The organism is Streptomyces chromofuscus (genome assembly GCF_015160875.1).
Lineage (GTDB): Bacteria > Actinomycetota > Actinomycetes > Streptomycetales > Streptomycetaceae > Streptomyces > Streptomyces chromofuscus.
The window spans coordinates 2,158,492-2,174,157 of record NZ_CP063374.1; the positions used below are offsets into that span (position 1 = coordinate 2,158,492).

Sequence of the window (15,666 nt, forward strand, 5' to 3'; positions counted from 1 at the left end):
CTGCTCAAGCCCCCCGAACGCTCAGGCCCCAGGAACGCTCAAGCCCGTGGCCGACCGCTCAGGCCCGTGGCCGACCGCTCAAGCCCCCCGAACGCTCAGGCCCCAGGAACGCTCAAGCCCGTGGCCGACCGCTCAGGCCCGTGGCCGACCGTTCACGCCCCCGCCGAACGGCCGACCCCCGCGTCGCACCGTCACGGGCGCCGGGCCGCCGCACCTCAGAGCGGGCGACGCATCGCCTGGTGCGGTATCCCCGCGTCGGGGAACTCCGGCCCGTACGCCGCGTACCCCAGCCGCTCGTAGAACCCCAGCGCATGCGTCTGCGCGTGCAGGTCGACGGCCGCCAGCCCACGCGCGCGTGCCGCGTCCTCGATGGCCCGTACCAGCGCGCCCCCGACGCCGAGCCCGCGGGCCTCCCGCGTCACCGCGAGCCGCCCGAGCGACCCGACCGACGGATCGCCCCCGGTCTTGCCGGCCACCTCGGCGCCGTACAGCAGCCGCCCGGTCCCGAGCGGCACACCGTCCTCCCGCACGGCCAGCACGTGCAGCGCGCCGGCGTCGTACCCGTCGTACTCCACGTCCTCCGGCACGCCCTGTTCGGCGACGAAGACCTCCTTGCGCACGGCGAAACACGCCTCGCGGTCGGCCTCGTCCTCGGCGACCCGCACGACGTAACCAGCACTCATCCGTAGGTCTCCTCACGCACCTTGTCCAACGCGTCCTGCAGATCGTCCGGGTAGTCACAGGCGAACTCCACCCACTCGCCGTCCCCGGGATGCTCGAAGCCCAGCCGCACCGCGTGCAGCCACTGCCGGGTCAGCCGGAGCCGCTTGGCGAGCGTGGGGTCGGCGCCGTATGTCAGGTCGCCGACGCAGGGATGGCGGTGGGCGGCCATGTGGACGCGGATCTGGTGGGTGCGGCCCGTCTCCAGCTTCACGTCGAGCAGCGAGGCCGCGCGGAAGGCCTCGATCAGGTCGTAGTGCGTGACGGACGGCTTGCCGTCGGCCGTGACCGCCCACTTGTAGTCGTGGTTGGGGTGGCGGCCGATGGGCGCGTCGATGGTGCCGCTGGTGGGATCGGGGTGGCCCTGGACGAGGGTGTGGTAGCGCTTGTCGACCGTGCGCTGCTTGAACTGCCGCTTGAGCGAGGTGTACGCGCGCTCGGACTTGGCGACCACCATCAGCCCCGACGTGCCGACGTCGAGGCGGTGCACGATGCCCTGCCGCTCGGCCGCGCCGGAGGTGGAGATCCGGTACCCGGCCGCCGCCAGGCCGCCGATGACCGTCGGCCCGGTCCATCCCGGACTCGGGTGCGCGGCCACGCCGACCGGCTTGACGATGACGACCACGTCCTCGTCGTCGTGCACGATCTCCATGCCCTCGACCGGCTCGGCCACCACCTGCACCGGCGGTGCCGCCTGCGGCATCTCGACCTCCAGCCAGGCGCCGCCGCGCACCCGCTCGGACTTGCCGACCGTCGTGCCGTCGACCAGCACCTTGCCCGCCGCGGCGAGCTCCGCGGCCTTGGTACGGGAGAAGCCGAACATGCGGGAGATGGCGGCGTCGACGCGCTCGCCCTCCAGGCCGTCCGGCACGGGCAGGGTACGGATCTCGGGAATCGTGCTCACCCGTCGAGTATGCCGGACGGCTCCGACAGCGCCGTACGCCAGCCTGTCGGTCGGCCGTTACGGGCTCTCAGTCCTTGTGCACGGTGCCGTCGGGGTCGAGACCCTTGAAGGACAGCAGCACGATCAGGATGCCGCCGCACACGATGGCCGAGTCGGCGAGGTTGAAGACCGCGAAGTGCTTGGGCGCGATGAAGTCGACGACCGCGCCCTTGAAGACGCCGGGCGAGCGGAAGACGCGGTCGGTGAGGTTGCCGAGCGCACCGCCGAGCAGCAGGCCGAGGGCGATCGCCCACGGCAGGCTGTACAGCTTGCGGGCGAGCCGAGCGATCACCACGATCACCACCGCCGCGATCACGGTGAAGATCACGGTGAAGGCCTCGCCGAAGCCGAAGGCCGCGCCCGCGTTGCGGATCGCCTCGAAGCGCAGCCAGTCCCCGATGACCTCGATCGGCTCGTGGTGCTCCAGCTTGGCCACCACGATCATCTTGCTGATCAGGTCGAGGGCGTACGCGACACCGGCGACCGCGAACAGTACAGCGATCCGGCGCCTGCCCCGGGGCCGTCCGACCTCGGCGTCCCGCCCGTCGGTGCCGGACGAGCCGGCCGCCGCCTCGCCGGCCGGCTCGTCGCCGCCGGACCCGCCGGCCGGGGTCTGTGCCGCCTCGGCGCCGGACCGTTCCTGCGACACGGCGTCGTCGCCGGGCCGCTCCTGCCCGGCCCGCGCCGCCTCCGGGGTGCCCGGCGTACCGATGATGCGCTCCGCCTCTGCCACGTGAGTCCCTCAACCTAGGTGCCTGACTGAGCACGAGGGTACGGCACGCCGAAGACGGCACACGTGCTCAGGAGGCATACGGCGGCATGCGAAGAGGTCCGGCGGCCCACGGGGTTTCTCGACGCGGACGGATCAGTACCGGCGCTCCTGCTTCTGCTTGCACTCGACGCACAGGGTGGCCCGGGGGAAGGCCTGCATACGGGCCTTGCCGATGGGGTTGCCGCAGTTCTCGCAGAGACCGTAGGTGCCGGCGTCGAGGCGTTGCAGGGCGTGCTCGATCTGGGTGAGCATCTCGCGCGCGTTGGCGGCGAGGGCCAGCTCGTGCTCGCGCGTGATGTTCTTCGCGCCGGTGTCGGCCTGGTCGTCGCCTGCGCCGTCCCCGGAGTCCCGCATCAGGCCGACGAGGGACGACTCGGCGTTGGCGATCTCGGCGCTCAGTCGCTCCATCTCGGACGTCAGTTCCCCGCGGGCCTCCGCGACCTCTTCCGGGGTCCAGGGGTCCTCGCCGGGGCGCACCGCCAGATCGCCCGGCTCCACCGCGCCGCCCCGCGCCTTGGGGACGGCGGTCTTCGCCGCCGTGGCCTGACCAGGGGTCTTCTTCGCAACCACCGTCGTGGCTCCCGTCTGCTTCGCGGCCCGCGCCGCGCCCGCCTTCTTGCCCGTACTCCGCCCGCCCGCCCGCTGCGAGGCGCGCTCCCGACCTCCACCGACGACGGCCGCACCACCAACGGCACGGCCCTCCACCGCCTCACCAGCCACAGCCCTCGGGGCCACGGCCTCGTCACCAGACGCAGCGCTCCCGGCCGCGGCGTCCTCACCGGCCACAGCCCTCGCGGCTACGGCGCCCTCACCCGTCGCGGCCCTCCCGCCCACGGCTTCCTTACCCGACGCAGCCTTCGCCGCCACGCCCTCCCCGCTCGAGGCGGCTTCTCGGGCCATGGCTCCGGCACCCGCCGCGGCCGACTCGGTCGGGCTCTCCTTACCCGCGGCCGCCTTCCCGGCCACCTTCTTCTTCGCCACGGCGTCCTTTCCCGGCGCCGGTGCCACCGCCCCGGCATCCTTCTCCGGCGCCGGTGCCACCGCCACGGCGTCCTTCTCCGGCTCCGCCTTCTTGGCCGCGGCGTCCTTCCCGGGCGCCGCCTTCTTCGCCACGGCGTCCTTCCCGGGCGCCGCCTTCTTCGCCACGGCGTCCTTCGGTGCCACGGTCTTCTTGGCGGCGGCCTTCTTCACAGCCGTCTTCTTCACAGCCGTCTTCTTCGCAACCGTCTTCTTCGCAGCCGTCTTCTCGGCCACGACCTTCTCGCCGACGGCCTGCTCGGCCACCGCGCCCTCAGGGACCACCGCCTTCTCGGCCGGTATTCCCGCGGAGGCCGCCGCCTTCCGCGCCACCTCCGCCTGGTCCGCCACCGTCTTCCTGGCAGCCGTCCTCCCGGCCCCGGCCTTCTTGGCCACAGCCTTCTTCGCAGCGCGCTCCCCGCCCGCCGCCTCCCCCGCCCCGGCCTTCTTCGCCGGCGCCTTCTTCGCCGCGCCCTTCTCCCCCGCCACCTCTCCGGCCACGGCCTTCTTGCCCGGCGCGCTCTTGGCCGCCCGCGTCCCGGCAGCCGCTGCCTGGGCGGCGGAGGTCTTCCCGGCAGACGCCTTCTTGGCCGGCCCACCCGCGGCAGCCGCCGTCTCGGCAGCCGCCTTCCTGGCCGGCCCACCCGCGGCAGCCGCCGTCTCGGCAGCCGCCTTCTTGGCCGCCGGCTTCTTCGCGGACGCCTTCTTCGCCGACACCTTCTTCGCAGGCACCTTCTTCGCAGCCGCCTTCTCCTCAGCCGCCTTCTCCTCAGCCGCCTTCTCCTCAGGCGCCGCCCGAGCCCCGGCCGTCCCCTCCGGACTCGCCCCCTGGGCCGTCGCCCGCTCCGCAGCCGCCTTCCCCCTCCCGCCGGTGCCCTTCTTCCCGCCCACCCCCGCCGAAGCCGCCCCCCGCACCGTCTTCACGGCCTTGCCCACCGCGCGCCTCGCGGCCGACGCGACCCCCTGCGTGCTCTTCTTCCCACCAGCCCCCTTGGCCCCGCCGGACGCACTCGCCGTCCCGCCGGAGGCACTCGTGGACCTGCCGGACGCCGACTGCTGTACGGCGGACTTCTTCGCCACCATGGCCGGCCCCTTCACATATTGTGATTTTGCACGCGAATCGTGCTGGGACGATAAATCGACTCGGGTCCCGCGGCAACGGGGCACGCCGCCCGAATCGCACGCCCCACGGCCGCCCCGCGGTCGGCATGCATGCGTTGTGCCCAGCTCCCCGCCAGGTATTCCGCCGAGCCGGACATCACAGGATCCGAATTCACATATTTGACCAATCAGGTCATACCGCACAGGTCCACCCCACGTCGACCTCACCCCCGCACACGCCCCGCCCCCGCCCGCCACCGCACCCGAAAATCCGGTCGGCCCCGGTCGGCCCGGCGCCGTACACTGGGCGGAGCGAAAAGCGTGGATGGGGACGAGTAGCGGCGTACGCAGCCCAGAGCGACCCGGGGACGGTGAAAGCCCGGGGGCGAGCGCGACGTGAAGATCACCCCGGAGCCGCCGGAAGAAAGCCCGGCCGATAGGCCAGGTCGGTAGAACCGGCATCGCGACCCCAATGAGAGGGCTCACCGAGGCACACCCCGCCCCGGCGAGCCAAGGAGGGTGGTACCGCGGGAGCGCGCCGCAGCGGCGTAGGAAAGACGGCTCTCGTCCCTCCGGTCGGAAGGCAGCAAGTCCGCCGGAGGAAGATCGATGACGACGTACCGCCAGGTGCCCGCCCAGGTCGACCTGCCCGCCCTTGAGCACGCCGTGCTCGACTTCTGGCGCGAGCAGAAGATCTTTGCCAAGAGCCTGGAGCAGTCCGAGGGCCGCCCCGAGTGGGTGTTCTACGAAGGCCCCCCCACCGCGAACGGCATGCCGGGCGCCCACCACATCGAGGCCCGCGTCTTCAAGGACGTCTTCCCCCGCTTCCGCACCATGCGCGGCTACCACGTGGCCCGCAAGGCCGGCTGGGACTGCCACGGCCTCCCCGTGGAACTGGCGGTGGAGAAGGAGCTGGGCTTCTCCGGCAAGAAGGACATCGAGGCGTACGGCATCGCCGAGTTCAACGCCAAGTGCCGCGAGTCCGTGCTCCGCCACACCGACGCCTTCTCCGAGCTGACGACCCGCATGGGCTACTGGGTCGACCTCGACGAGGCGTACGTGACCATGGAGCCCGAGTACATCGAGTCGGTCTGGTGGTCGCTGAAGGAGATCTTCAACAAGGGACTCCTCGTCCAGGACCACCGCGTCGCCCCCTGGTGCCCCCGCTGCGGCACCGGCCTGTCCGACCACGAGCTGGCCCAGGGCTACGAGACGGTCGTCGACCCCTCCGTCTACGTCCGCTTCCCCCTGACCTCCGGCCCCCTCGCCGGCGAGGCCGCGCTCCTGGTGTGGACGACGACCCCGTGGACCCTCGTCTCCAACACCGCCGTCGCCGCCCACCCCGAGGTCACCTACGTCGTCGCGACGAACGGCGAGGAGAAGCTGGTCGTCGCACAGCCGCTGGTCGAGAAGGCCCTCGGCGAGGGCTGGGAGACCACCGGCCGGACCTTCACCGGCGCGGAGATGGAGCGCTGGACGTACCAGCGCCCCTTCGAGCTGGTCGAGTTCCCCGAGGGCACGCAGGCCCACTTCGTGGTCAACGCCGAGTACGTCACCACCGAGGACGGCACCGGCCTCGTCCACCAGTCCCCCGCCTTCGGTGAGGACGACCTCAAGGTCTGCCGCTCCTACGGCCTGCCCGTGGTGAACCCGGTCCGCCCGGACGGCACCTTCGAGGAGGACCTCCCCCTCGTCGGCGGCGCCTTCTTCAAGAAGGCCGACGAGAAGCTCACCGAGGACCTCGGCGAGCGCGGCCTGCTCTTCAAGCACCTGCCGTACGAGCACAGCTACCCGCACTGCTGGCGCTGCCACACCGCGCTGCTGTACTACGCGCAGCCGTCCTGGTACATCCGCACGACGGCCATCAAGGACCGCCTGCTGGAGGAGAACGAGCGGACCAACTGGTACCCGGACACGGTCAAGCACGGCCGCTACGGGGACTGGCTCAACAACAACATCGACTGGGCGCTGTCCCGCAACCGCTACTGGGGCACCCCACTGCCGATCTGGCGCTGCGAGGACGACCACCTCACGGTCGTCGGCTCCCGCGCCGAGCTCACCGAGCTGACCGGCACCGACCAGTCCGGCCTCGACCCGCACCGCCCGTACATCGACGAGGTCACCTTCGCCTGCCCGCAGTGCGAGAAGACGGCCACACGCGTGCCGGAGGTCATCGACGCCTGGTACGACTCGGGTTCGATGCCGTTCGCGCAGTGGGGCTACCCGTACAAGAACAAGGAACTCTTCGAGTCCCGCTACCCGGCACAGTTCATCAGCGAGGCCATCGACCAGACGCGCGGCTGGTTCTACACGCTGATGGCCGTCGGCACCCTGGTCTTCGACAAGTCGTCGTACGAGAACGTCGTCTGCCTCGGCCACATCCTCGCCGAGGACGGCCGCAAGATGTCCAAGCACCTGGGCAACATCCTCCAGCCGATCCCGCTCATGGACCAGCACGGCGCCGACGCGGTCCGCTGGTTCATGGCGGCCGGCGGCTCCCCGTGGGCGGCCCGCCGCGTCGGCCACGGCACCATCCAGGAGGTCGTCCGCAAGACGCTCCTCACCTACTGGAACACGGTCGCCTTCCAGGCCCTGTACGCGCGGACGTCGAGCTGGGCCCCGTCCGAGGCCGACCCGGCCCCGGCCGACCGCCCGCTGCTCGACCGCTGGCTGCTGTCCGAACTGCACGCGCTGACCGACCAGGTGACGCAGTCCCTGGAGGCGTACGACACCCAGCGCGCCGGCAAGCTGCTGTCGGCGTTCGTCGACGACCTGTCGAACTGGTACGTGCGCCGCTCCCGGCGCCGGTTCTGGCAGGGCGACAAGGCGGCGCTGCGCACCCTGCACGAGGTCGTCGAGACGGTCACGAAGCTGATGGCCCCGCTGACCCCGTTCATCACCGAGCGGGTCTGGCAGGACCTGATCGTGCCGGTCACGCCCGGCGCGCCGGAGTCGGTGCACCTGTCCTCCTGGCCGGAGACCGACCTGGGCGCCATCGACCCGGAGCTGTCGAAGCAGATGGTGCTGGTGCGCCGCCTGGTGGAGCTGGGCCGGGCCACCCGCGCGGAGTCCGGCGTCAAGACGCGTCAGCCGCTGCAGCGCGCGCTGATCGCCGCGGCCGGCTTCGACGCCCTCTCCCCCGAGCTGCACACGCAGATCACGGAGGAGCTGAACGTCGAGTCGCTCGCGTCCCTGAGCGAGGTCGGCGGCTCCCTGGTCGACACGACGGCCAAGGCGAACTTCCGCGCGCTGGGCAAGCGGTTCGGCAAGCGCGTCCAGGACGTCGCCAAGGCCGTCGCCCACGCGGACGCGGCCGAGCTGTCCCTCGCCCTGCGCGAGGGCACGGCATCCGTGGAGGTCGACGGCGAGACGATCACCCTGGCCCCGGACGAGGTCATCATCACGGAGACCCCGCGCGAGGGCTGGTCGGTGGCGTCCGACTCCGGTGCCACGGTCGCCCTGGACCTGGAGATCACGGAGGAGCTGCGCCGGGCGGGCCTCGCCCGGGACGCGATCCGCCTGATCCAGGAGGCCCGCAAGAACAGCGGCCTCGACGTCGCCGACCGCATCGCGCTGCGCTGGACCGCGACCGACCCGGCGACGATCGCCGCGCTCGGCGACCACGCCGCGCTGATCGCCGACGAGGTCCTGGCGACGGACTTCGCCCAGGGCGAGGCGGACGACAGCTACGGCGCCCCCTTCACGGACGAGGCCCTGACGCTGGCGTTCCGCCTGCGCAAGGCGTAGCACCCACCGGAAGGCCCGGACCCACCCAAGACTTCTGGTGGGCCCGGGCCTTCGGCGTTGCGTACGCCCACACAAGTGCGCCCACATCCGAACACAAGCGGCAAACACCGTGAACACGCGTAGCACAAGGGCGGGGCCCCGGATCGGATCCGGGGCCCCGCCCTATGACGCTGCCGACGTCTACGCCGTACTACGAACCGTCAGTTGTCGTCCTCGTCGATGAGGAACCCACGCATCGGCGAGGGAGCCTGACCCATCGGGGACGGGCCCTGGGGTCGCACCGGGGCCATCGGCTGGGTCATCGCCGGGGACATCTGCTGCTGACCGCCGTAGGACGGAGCGGCCGGCGAGGGGGCGCCGCCCATCGTCTGGCCGCCGCCGTACGACGGGGCGCTCGCGCCGGCCGGGGCCATGGAGGGCGCCGGGGACGGCGGGAGGGACGCGGTCGGCGGGGTGCGCGGCGGGGCGAGCGAGTCGTCCGCCTGGGTCTCCAGCTGACGCAGCTGCGACTCCAGGTAGGACTTCAGGCGCGTGCGGTACTCCCGCTCGAAGCCGCGCAGGTCCTCGACCTTGCGCTCCAGCGTGGCGCGGGCGGACTCCAGCGAGCCCATCGCGACGCGGTGCTTCTCCTGGGCGTCCCGCTCCAGCGCGTCGGCCTTGGCGCGGGCGTCCCGCTCCAGGCCCTCGGCACGCGAACGGGCCTCGCCGACGATCTTGTTGGCCTCGGAACGGGCCTCCGCGATCGCCTGGTCGGCGGTCTGCTGGGCCAGCGACAGAACACGCGCCGCGCTGTCGCCACCGGGGCCCTGACCGGGCATACCGGGACCACCCATCGGACCGCCCATGGGGCCCGGGCCCATCTGGCCCTGCATCGGCCCCTGGCCCATCGGACCCTGACCCATCGGGCCCGGACCCTGCGGACCCTGACCGCCGGGACCGGCGGGCAGCTGCGGCGCACCGCTCGGCAGCTGGGGCGGGCCACCCATGGGGCCACCCATCTGCTGCTGCGGCGGGCCCGATATGCCGGCGGGCACCGGAGCGCCGGGACCCCGCATGCCCTGCTGCGGCATGCCCTGCTGCGGCATGCCCTGCGGCGGCATGCCCTGCGGCTGGTCCTGCCCCTCCGGAGGCTTGCGCATGTTCTGCTGGTTCTGGGCGGCGGCGCGGGTGGCCGCGGCCAGCTTGGCGCGCAGGTCCTCGTTCTCGCGGAGCAGGCGGGTCAGCTCGGCTTCGACCTCGTCGAGGAAGGCATCGACCTCGTCCTCGTCATAGCCTTCTCGGAGGCGGACGGTCGTGAACTGCTTGTTCCGCACGTCCTCGGGGGTCAACGGCATCTCTTCACCTCAACGTAGTCGTCGGCATTCGGCAAGACCGTAGTTCACATCGCTCACAGCCGGCTCACGACAGAGATCAGGATGTAGACGATGATCATCAGTACGAAGAAGGACAGGTCGAGCGCCACGCCCCCGAGACGCAGCGGCGGAATGAACCGCCGCAGAAGCTTGAGCGGTGGATCAGTGACAGTGTAGGTGGCCTCCAGAACGACCACCATCGCCTTGCCGGGTTGCCATGAGCGGGCGAACTGGAAGACGTAGTCCATGACCAACCGGAAGATGAGCACGATGAGGAAGCACATCAGCGCGATGTAGACGACATCCAGGACCACGCTCATGACCCTTGCTTCCCTCTCCCCTGATCCGTGCTCTGGGTACTGCTCGGTGATGCTTGTACTGATGTTTCCGGTCGTACGTCTCAGCTCTGGTTGAAGAACCCGCCCTCTGCGATGCGGGCCTTGTCCTCCGCCGTGACATCGACGTTAGCAGGAGACAACAGGAACACCTTCTGCGTCACCCGCTCGATACTGCCGTGAAGACCAAACACCAAACCCGCCGCAAAGTCGACAAGTCGCTTGGCATCTGTGTCATCCATCTCAGTCAAGTTCATGATCACCGGGGTACCCTCACGGAAGTGTTCCCCGATGGTACGGGCTTCGTTGTAGGTCCGCGGGTGAAGCGTGGTGATCCGGTACGGCTCTCGTTCCGACACGACCTTGGGCATGATCACCGGTGCGTTCTTCTCCAGGCTTGCGCGTTCTTGTGTGATGGATGCCACGGGCGCGATGCGCGCCGGGCGTCCGGATTCCGCGGGGAGCGAAGCGGCGTGAGCGACCGGATCGCGGGGCGCGGGAGGCTGCACCACTCGCACCGGTTCGTCCCTTTGGGACTGATGTGCACTGTGGGGCTGGTGCGACGACTCGTGCCGCCGGTGGTCCCGTTCGGGCTCCGGGTCGAGTTCGGGTTCGAAGTCGTCGTCGGGGTCGAATCCCCGGCCGTCGTACCCATCGTCCTCCACGAGGCCGAGGTAGACCGCCATCTTGCGCATCGCGCCGGCCATGCTCTGAGTCCTCCGCTCTGTGGTGGATCGGCTGACGACTGCCAAGTGCCCGCCATCCACGAGGTCGTTACGCCCGCCCTTCGACGGCATTGACCATATTTTCTGCTGTGGTCCGACTTCTTGGCGACGTTACCCGAGCCCGGGGCGGACTCCGAGTACCGCGGTGCCGACGCGCACATGTGTCGCTCCGGCCGCCACGGCCTGTTCGAGGTCCGCGCTCATCCCTGCCGAGACCATGGTGGCAGCCGGATGGGTCCGGCGCAGGTCAGTCGACAAATCCATCATCCGCTCGAAGGCCGCCAGTTCGCGTCCCGCGAACTCGCCGGTGAGCGGCGCGACCGTCATCAACCCCTCCAGCCGCAGCCCCGGGGCCCCGGCCACGAGGTCCGCCAACTCTCCGATGCCACCCGGCGCCACGCCGCCCCGCTCCCCTCGCGCGCTCTCGCCCGCGTCGAGCGCGACCTGGATCAGGCACCCCACCTCGCGCCCGGCGCGCACGGCCTCCTTCGACAGGGCCGTGACGAGCTTGGAACGATCGACGGACTGCACAAAATCCGCGTAACCGACCACGGAGCGCACCTTGTTGGTCTGCAACTGGCCGACGAAATGCCAAGTAAGGGGCAGATCCGCGCATTCCGCCGCCTTGGGGGCGGCATCCTGGTCGCGGTTCTCGGCGACATGGCGCACACCGAGCTCCGACAGCATCCGCACATCGGCCGCGGGATAGGTCTTGGTGACCACGATCAGGGTCACCTCCTCGCGCCGCCGCCCGGCGGCCGCGCACGCGGCGGCGATCCGCTCCTCGACTTTCGCCAGATTCCTGCCGAGTTCGTCCTTACGGTCCGTCATGTCCGATCAGTCCAGCCATACATAGCCCGCGAGCCGACCGGTGGTGCGGTCGCGGCGGTACGAGAAGTGGTCGCCCGACTCCAGCGTGCACACCGGCGACTGCTCCCGGTCGCGCACCCCGAGCCGGGTGAGCTGGGCGTGCACGCCGGCGGCCACGTCGACCGCGGGCGTACCCCAACTGGTCTCGGCGTACGCCTCCGGCTCGACGGCGGCCACCTCGGCGCGCATCGCCTCCGGCACCTCGTAGCACCGGCCGCACACGGCGGGTCCGGTGCGGGCCACGATCCTGTCCGGTTCGGCACCCAACTCCATCATCGCGCGTAGCGCGGCGGGCACGACCCCGGCGACCATGCCGGGCCGGCCGGCGTGGGCCGCGGCGGCGACCCCGGCGACGGGGTCGGCCAGCAGGACCGGCACGCAGTCGGCGGTGAGGACGGCGAGGGCGAGGCCGCGCCGACGGGTCACGATCGCGTCGACCGACGGGATCGGCGCGGCGGAGTCCCAGGGTCCGTCGACGACGGCCACGTCGTCCCCGTGCACCTGGTTCATCCAGACCACCCGGCCGGCGTCGAGGCCCAGGGACTTCGCGGCCAGCTCCCGATTGGTCCGTACCGCCTCGGGGTCGTCGCCGACCGCCCCGCCGAGGTTGAGCTCCTCGTACGGAACGGCGCTCACCCCGCCCCACCGGTCGGTGAAGGCGAAGTGCGCGCCGTCCACGGTGTCGCGCTGTCCTATCACTTCAGGAAGTCCGGTACGTCCAGTTCCTCGGCCGCGCTGTCCGTGTAGGCCCGCGACGGCGGGACCGGCGGCGGAGCCTGGATCTCGCTGACCGGCTCGGGCACGGGCTCCGGCTCCTCCTTCGGCTTGACGCTGCCGAGGGAGCCGAAGGACGGGCGGCTCTCGGGCTGCCGTACCGGAGCCGGCTCCTCGCGCTTGGGGGTGGACGAGCCGAGGACGTTGTCCCGGCGGGCCGGGGGCTGGCCCCCGTCGAAACCGGCGGCGATCACGGTCACCCGGACCTCGTCGCCGAGGGCGTCGTCGATGACCGCGCCGAAGATGATGTTGGCCTCGGGGTGGGCGGCCTCGCTGACCAGTTGGGCCGCCTCGTTGATCTCGAACAGGCCGAGGTCGGAGCCGCCGGAGATGGAGAGCAGCACGCCCCGGGCGCCGTCGATGGACGCCTCGAGGAGCGGCGAGGAGATGGCCATCTCGGCCGCGGCCACCGCGCGGTCGTCGCCGCGGGCCGAGCCGATGCCCATGAGCGCCGAACCGGCCTCGGACATGACCGACTTGACGTCAGCGAAGTCGAGGTTGATCAGGCCCGGGGTGGTGATGAGGTCGGTGATGCCCTGGACACCGGAGAGCAGGACCTGGTCGGCCGACTTGAAGGCGTCGAGGACCGAGACCTGGCGGTCCGAGATGGACAGCAGCCGGTCGTTCGGGATGACGATGAGCGTGTCGACCTCTTCGCGGAGTTCGGCGATGCCGTCCTCGGCCTGGTTGGCGCGGCGCCGTCCCTCGAAGGTGAACGGGCGCGTGACCACGCCGATGGTGAGGGCGCCCAGCGAGCGGGCGATGTTGGCCACGACGGGCGCGCCGCCGGTGCCGGTGCCGCCGCCTTCACCGGCCGTCACGAAGACCATGTCGGCCCCCTTGAGGACCTCCTCGATCTCCTCGCGGTGGTCCTCGGCGGCCTTGCGGCCGACGGCCGGGTTGGCTCCGGCGCCGAGTCCGCGGGTGAGTTCGCGGCCGACGTCGAGCTTCACGTCGGCGTCGCTCATCAACAGCGCTTGTGCGTCAGTGTTGATGGCGATGAACTCGACGCCCTTGAGACCGACCTCGATCATCCGGTTGATGGCATTGACACCACCGCCGCCGACACCGATGACCTTGATGACTGCGAGGTAGTTCTGCGGTGCTGCCACGTCGAAGGCCTCTCGCCTCGAATTACGTGCCGTCGTCTCGCGGTGCCCCGCGGTCCGACGACTGATGCCGAATGGGACGGTCCGTAGTGCCGACCCGAACCCTAACGCTGAAGTTTAGGGTTACCAGTGTGTCTGTTTCCTGGAGTCTTCTGAACAGGACACTAAGTCGACAAGTGGCGCACGTTCAACGAACACGCCGAACCTCCCGTTTTTCTTTTCACCCTATGTGATCAGGCGTAGCGCTGCCCAACCAGGGTGCTGGCCTGCGCGGATGTGCGTCAACTCCCCGATGACGCGGGGGCGGTGGGAACGCTGACGTCGAAGTGCCGGGCGCCGGGGGCCGCTTTCATGAGGGCGGTGAGCGTACGGGCCTTCGCGCGCCCCTTCTCGCCGCTCCCCCACGCGACGGTGCGTCCACCGCTCAACTCCAGTGAGATGTCGTCGTAGGAACGGACCTTGACGGCCCGGGTCTCACGGGCGACGGCGGCCGGAACGGCGCCGGCGACCCGGACCGCCTCACGCACCAGGCGGCTCTCTCCGAAACGGCGGTGACTGGGCGCGGCCGAACCCGTGCGGGAGACCGACATTTCCAGGAGCGGAACGCCCTTCGGGGCCTCAGAAACCGTGGCGAACCGGACACCTTCGTCGTCCACTTCCACGAACTCGGCGCCTTTTTCGACGAGCAGGACCGGGGTCCGCTCGGTCACTTTCAAGCCGATTCCATGCGGCCAGGAACGGACCACCTCAACCACGTCAATTCGGGGCAATTTCTGGCGCAGCCGTGCCTCGATCCGGTCGGTGTCGACGGAAATCAGCGGCGCCCCGACCGGCACGTCGGCGGCCTCGCGCACCTGCGCGGGCGTCAGGACACGGGTGCCGGATACGGTCACGCGCTCCACGCGCGTCCACTGCGAGCCGTACAACAGCCAGCCGGCACCGGCCCCGAGAAGAATGAGGACAAGCGCAAGAATGATGATCGTACGGAGCCGGGGCGGCCTCAACCCCCGGACGCGGGGCGGGCCGGACGGCTCCTGCTGGCGTGCACCGCGCTCGGCGGTGGTCGGTCCGGCCACGCTCCCTGCCTTCCGTTCAAACGTGCCTAAGGGTGGGCACGGTGGGCGGCGATCGCCTCGTACACCATGCCGACGAGGAGTTCGTCGGCGTCCCGGCGGCCGAACTCACCGGCGGCGCGGGACATCTCGTACAGCCGGTGCGGGTCGGCCAGCACGGGCAGGACGTTGTGCTGCACCCACTCCGGGGTGAGTTCCGCGTCGTCGACCAGCAGTCCGCCGCCGGCCTTGACCACCGGCTGGGCGTTCAGCCGCTGTTCGCCGTTGCCGATGGGCAGCGGGACGTAGGCGGCCGGAAGCCCGACGGCGGAGAGTTCGGCGACGGTCATCGCGCCCGCGCGGCAGAGCATCATGTCGGCAGCGGCGTACGCGAGATCCATCCGGTCCAGGTAACTTACCGGGATGTACGGGGGCATCCCCGGCATCTGGTGTACCTGCGGCAGTTCGTTCTTCGGGCCGACCGCGTGCAGGATCTGGATGCCCGCCTGCTGGAGCCAGGGCGCCACCTGCTGCACGACCTCGTTGAGGCGGCGGGCGCCCTGCGAGCCGCCGGAGACGAGCAGCGTGGGCAGGTTGGGGTCGAGGCCGAACATCGCGCGGGCCTCGGGACGGGCGGCGGCCCGGTCGAGGGTGGCGACGGAGCGGCGCAGCGGGATGCCGATGTAGCGGGCGCCGCGCAGCTTGCTGTCCGGGGTGGAGACGGCGACCTGGGAGGCGTACCGCGAGCCGATCTTGTTGGCGAGGCCGGGGCGGGCGTTCGCCTCGTGGATCACGATCGGCACACCGAGCCGCTTGGCGGCCAGGTACGCGGGCAGCGCCACATAGCCGCCGAAGCCGACCACGGCGTCCGCCTTGGTGCGCTCCAGGATCTGCTCCGCCGCCTTGATCGTGCCGCGCAGCCGGCCCGGAACGGTGATCAGCTCGGGAGTGGGCTTGCGCGGCAGCGGCACGGCGGGAATCAGCGCCAGCTCATAGCCGCGCTCCGGGACGAGCCGGGTCTCCAGGCCGCGCTCCGTGCCCAGGGCCGTGATCCCCACCGTCGGGTCCTGCCTGCGCAGGGCGTCCGCGAGGGCGAGCGCGGGCTCGATGTGGCCGGCGGTCCCCCCACCAGCGAGTACGACATGCACC

13 protein-coding genes are annotated in these 15,666 nt (G+C 71.0%); 1 reads left to right on the forward strand and 12 read right to left on the reverse strand.

Features of this window, described 5'->3' with window-relative positions; translation table 11 throughout:
- Positions 1 to 215: 215 nt before the first annotated feature.
- The 4 genes from IPT68_RS09710 to IPT68_RS34605 form a co-directional block, all read right to left on the reverse strand.
- Positions 216 to 683 (reverse strand): GNAT family N-acetyltransferase, encoded by a 468-nt coding sequence (locus IPT68_RS09710; RefSeq protein ID WP_189697058.1) that lies wholly within the window; start codon positions 681 to 683, stop codon positions 216 to 218.
- Positions 680 to 1,624, reverse strand: coding sequence for an RluA family pseudouridine synthase (locus IPT68_RS09715; protein WP_189697057.1), 945 nt, complete (start codon positions 1,622 to 1,624; stop codon positions 680 to 682). The genes IPT68_RS09710 and IPT68_RS09715 overlap by 4 nt, the downstream gene beginning before the upstream one ends.
- A 67-nt stretch (positions 1,625 to 1,691) precedes the next feature.
- Positions 1,692 to 2,396 (reverse strand): signal peptidase II, encoded by a 705-nt coding sequence (gene lspA, locus IPT68_RS09720; RefSeq protein ID WP_189697056.1) that lies wholly within the window; start codon positions 2,394 to 2,396, stop codon positions 1,692 to 1,694.
- Positions 2,397 to 2,528: 132 nt separating this feature from the next.
- Entirely contained in the window at positions 2,529 to 4,535 is a 2,007-nt protein-coding gene (locus tag IPT68_RS34605; RefSeq protein ID WP_265583936.1) for a TraR/DksA family transcriptional regulator, read from the reverse strand.
- A gap of 627 nt (positions 4,536 to 5,162) precedes the next feature.
- Between IPT68_RS34605 and ileS the strand changes: the two genes are divergently transcribed.
- Entirely contained in the window at positions 5,163 to 8,300 is a 3,138-nt protein-coding gene (gene ileS, locus IPT68_RS09730; RefSeq protein ID WP_189697055.1) for an isoleucine--tRNA ligase, read from the forward strand.
- A gap of 200 nt (positions 8,301 to 8,500) precedes the next feature.
- On the opposite strand, the gene IPT68_RS09735 is transcribed toward ileS, so the two are convergent.
- The 8 genes from IPT68_RS09735 to murG form a co-directional block, all read right to left on the reverse strand.
- Positions 8,501 to 9,634, reverse strand: coding sequence for a DivIVA domain-containing protein (locus IPT68_RS09735; protein ID WP_189697054.1), 1,134 nt, complete (start codon positions 9,632 to 9,634; stop codon positions 8,501 to 8,503).
- Between the two features lie 53 nt (positions 9,635 to 9,687).
- Complete coding sequence (locus IPT68_RS09740; RefSeq protein ID WP_033318070.1) at positions 9,688 to 9,972, reverse strand: YggT family protein; 285 nt, start codon at positions 9,970 to 9,972, stop codon at positions 9,688 to 9,690.
- Between the two features lie 80 nt (positions 9,973 to 10,052).
- Positions 10,053 to 10,694, reverse strand: a complete 642-nt coding sequence (locus tag IPT68_RS09745; protein ID WP_189697053.1) for a cell division protein SepF — start codon at positions 10,692 to 10,694, stop codon at positions 10,053 to 10,055.
- A 129-nt stretch (positions 10,695 to 10,823) separates the two neighbouring features.
- A complete protein-coding gene (locus tag IPT68_RS09750; protein WP_189697052.1) occupies positions 10,824 to 11,543 on the reverse strand; it encodes a YggS family pyridoxal phosphate-dependent enzyme in 720 nt (239 codons plus the stop codon).
- Between the two features lie 6 nt (positions 11,544 to 11,549).
- Positions 11,550 to 12,281, reverse strand: coding sequence for a peptidoglycan editing factor PgeF (pgeF, locus tag IPT68_RS09755; RefSeq protein WP_189697051.1), 732 nt, complete (start codon positions 12,279 to 12,281; stop codon positions 11,550 to 11,552).
- Entirely contained in the window at positions 12,278 to 13,468 is a 1,191-nt protein-coding gene (gene ftsZ / locus IPT68_RS09760; RefSeq protein WP_189697050.1) for a cell division protein FtsZ, read from the reverse strand. The genes pgeF and ftsZ overlap by 4 nt, the downstream gene beginning before the upstream one ends.
- Positions 13,469 to 13,746: 278 nt before the next feature.
- The gene (locus tag IPT68_RS09765) at positions 13,747 to 14,541 is read right to left on the reverse strand and encodes a cell division protein FtsQ/DivIB (protein WP_189697049.1); all 795 of its coding nucleotides are present in this window, start codon (positions 14,539 to 14,541) and stop codon (positions 13,747 to 13,749) included.
- Between the two features lie 26 nt (positions 14,542 to 14,567).
- Entirely contained in the window at positions 14,568 to 15,665 is a 1,098-nt protein-coding gene (gene murG / locus IPT68_RS09770; protein ID WP_189697048.1) for an undecaprenyldiphospho-muramoylpentapeptide beta-N-acetylglucosaminyltransferase, read from the reverse strand.
- Position 15,666 lies beyond the last annotated feature (1 nt).

Coding starts and splice junctions, on each gene's coding strand:
- IPT68_RS09710 (WP_189697058.1), bottom strand. CDS start 683: ATGAGTGCTGGTTACGTCGTGCGGGTCGCCGAGGACGAGGCCGACCGC.
- IPT68_RS34605 (WP_265583936.1), bottom strand. CDS start 4,535: ATGGTGGCGAAGAAGTCCGCCGTACAGCAGTCGGCGTCCGGCAGGTCC.
- ileS (WP_189697055.1), top strand. CDS start 5,163: ATGACGACGTACCGCCAGGTGCCCGCCCAGGTCGACCTGCCCGCCCTT.
- IPT68_RS09735 (WP_189697054.1), bottom strand. CDS start 9,634: ATGCCGTTGACCCCCGAGGACGTGCGGAACAAGCAGTTCACGACCGTC.
- IPT68_RS09740 (WP_033318070.1), bottom strand. CDS start 9,972: ATGAGCGTGGTCCTGGATGTCGTCTACATCGCGCTGATGTGCTTCCTC.
- IPT68_RS09745 (WP_189697053.1), bottom strand. CDS start 10,694: ATGGCCGGCGCGATGCGCAAGATGGCGGTCTACCTCGGCCTCGTGGAG.
- IPT68_RS09750 (WP_189697052.1), bottom strand. CDS start 11,543: ATGACGGACCGTAAGGACGAACTCGGCAGGAATCTGGCGAAAGTCGAG.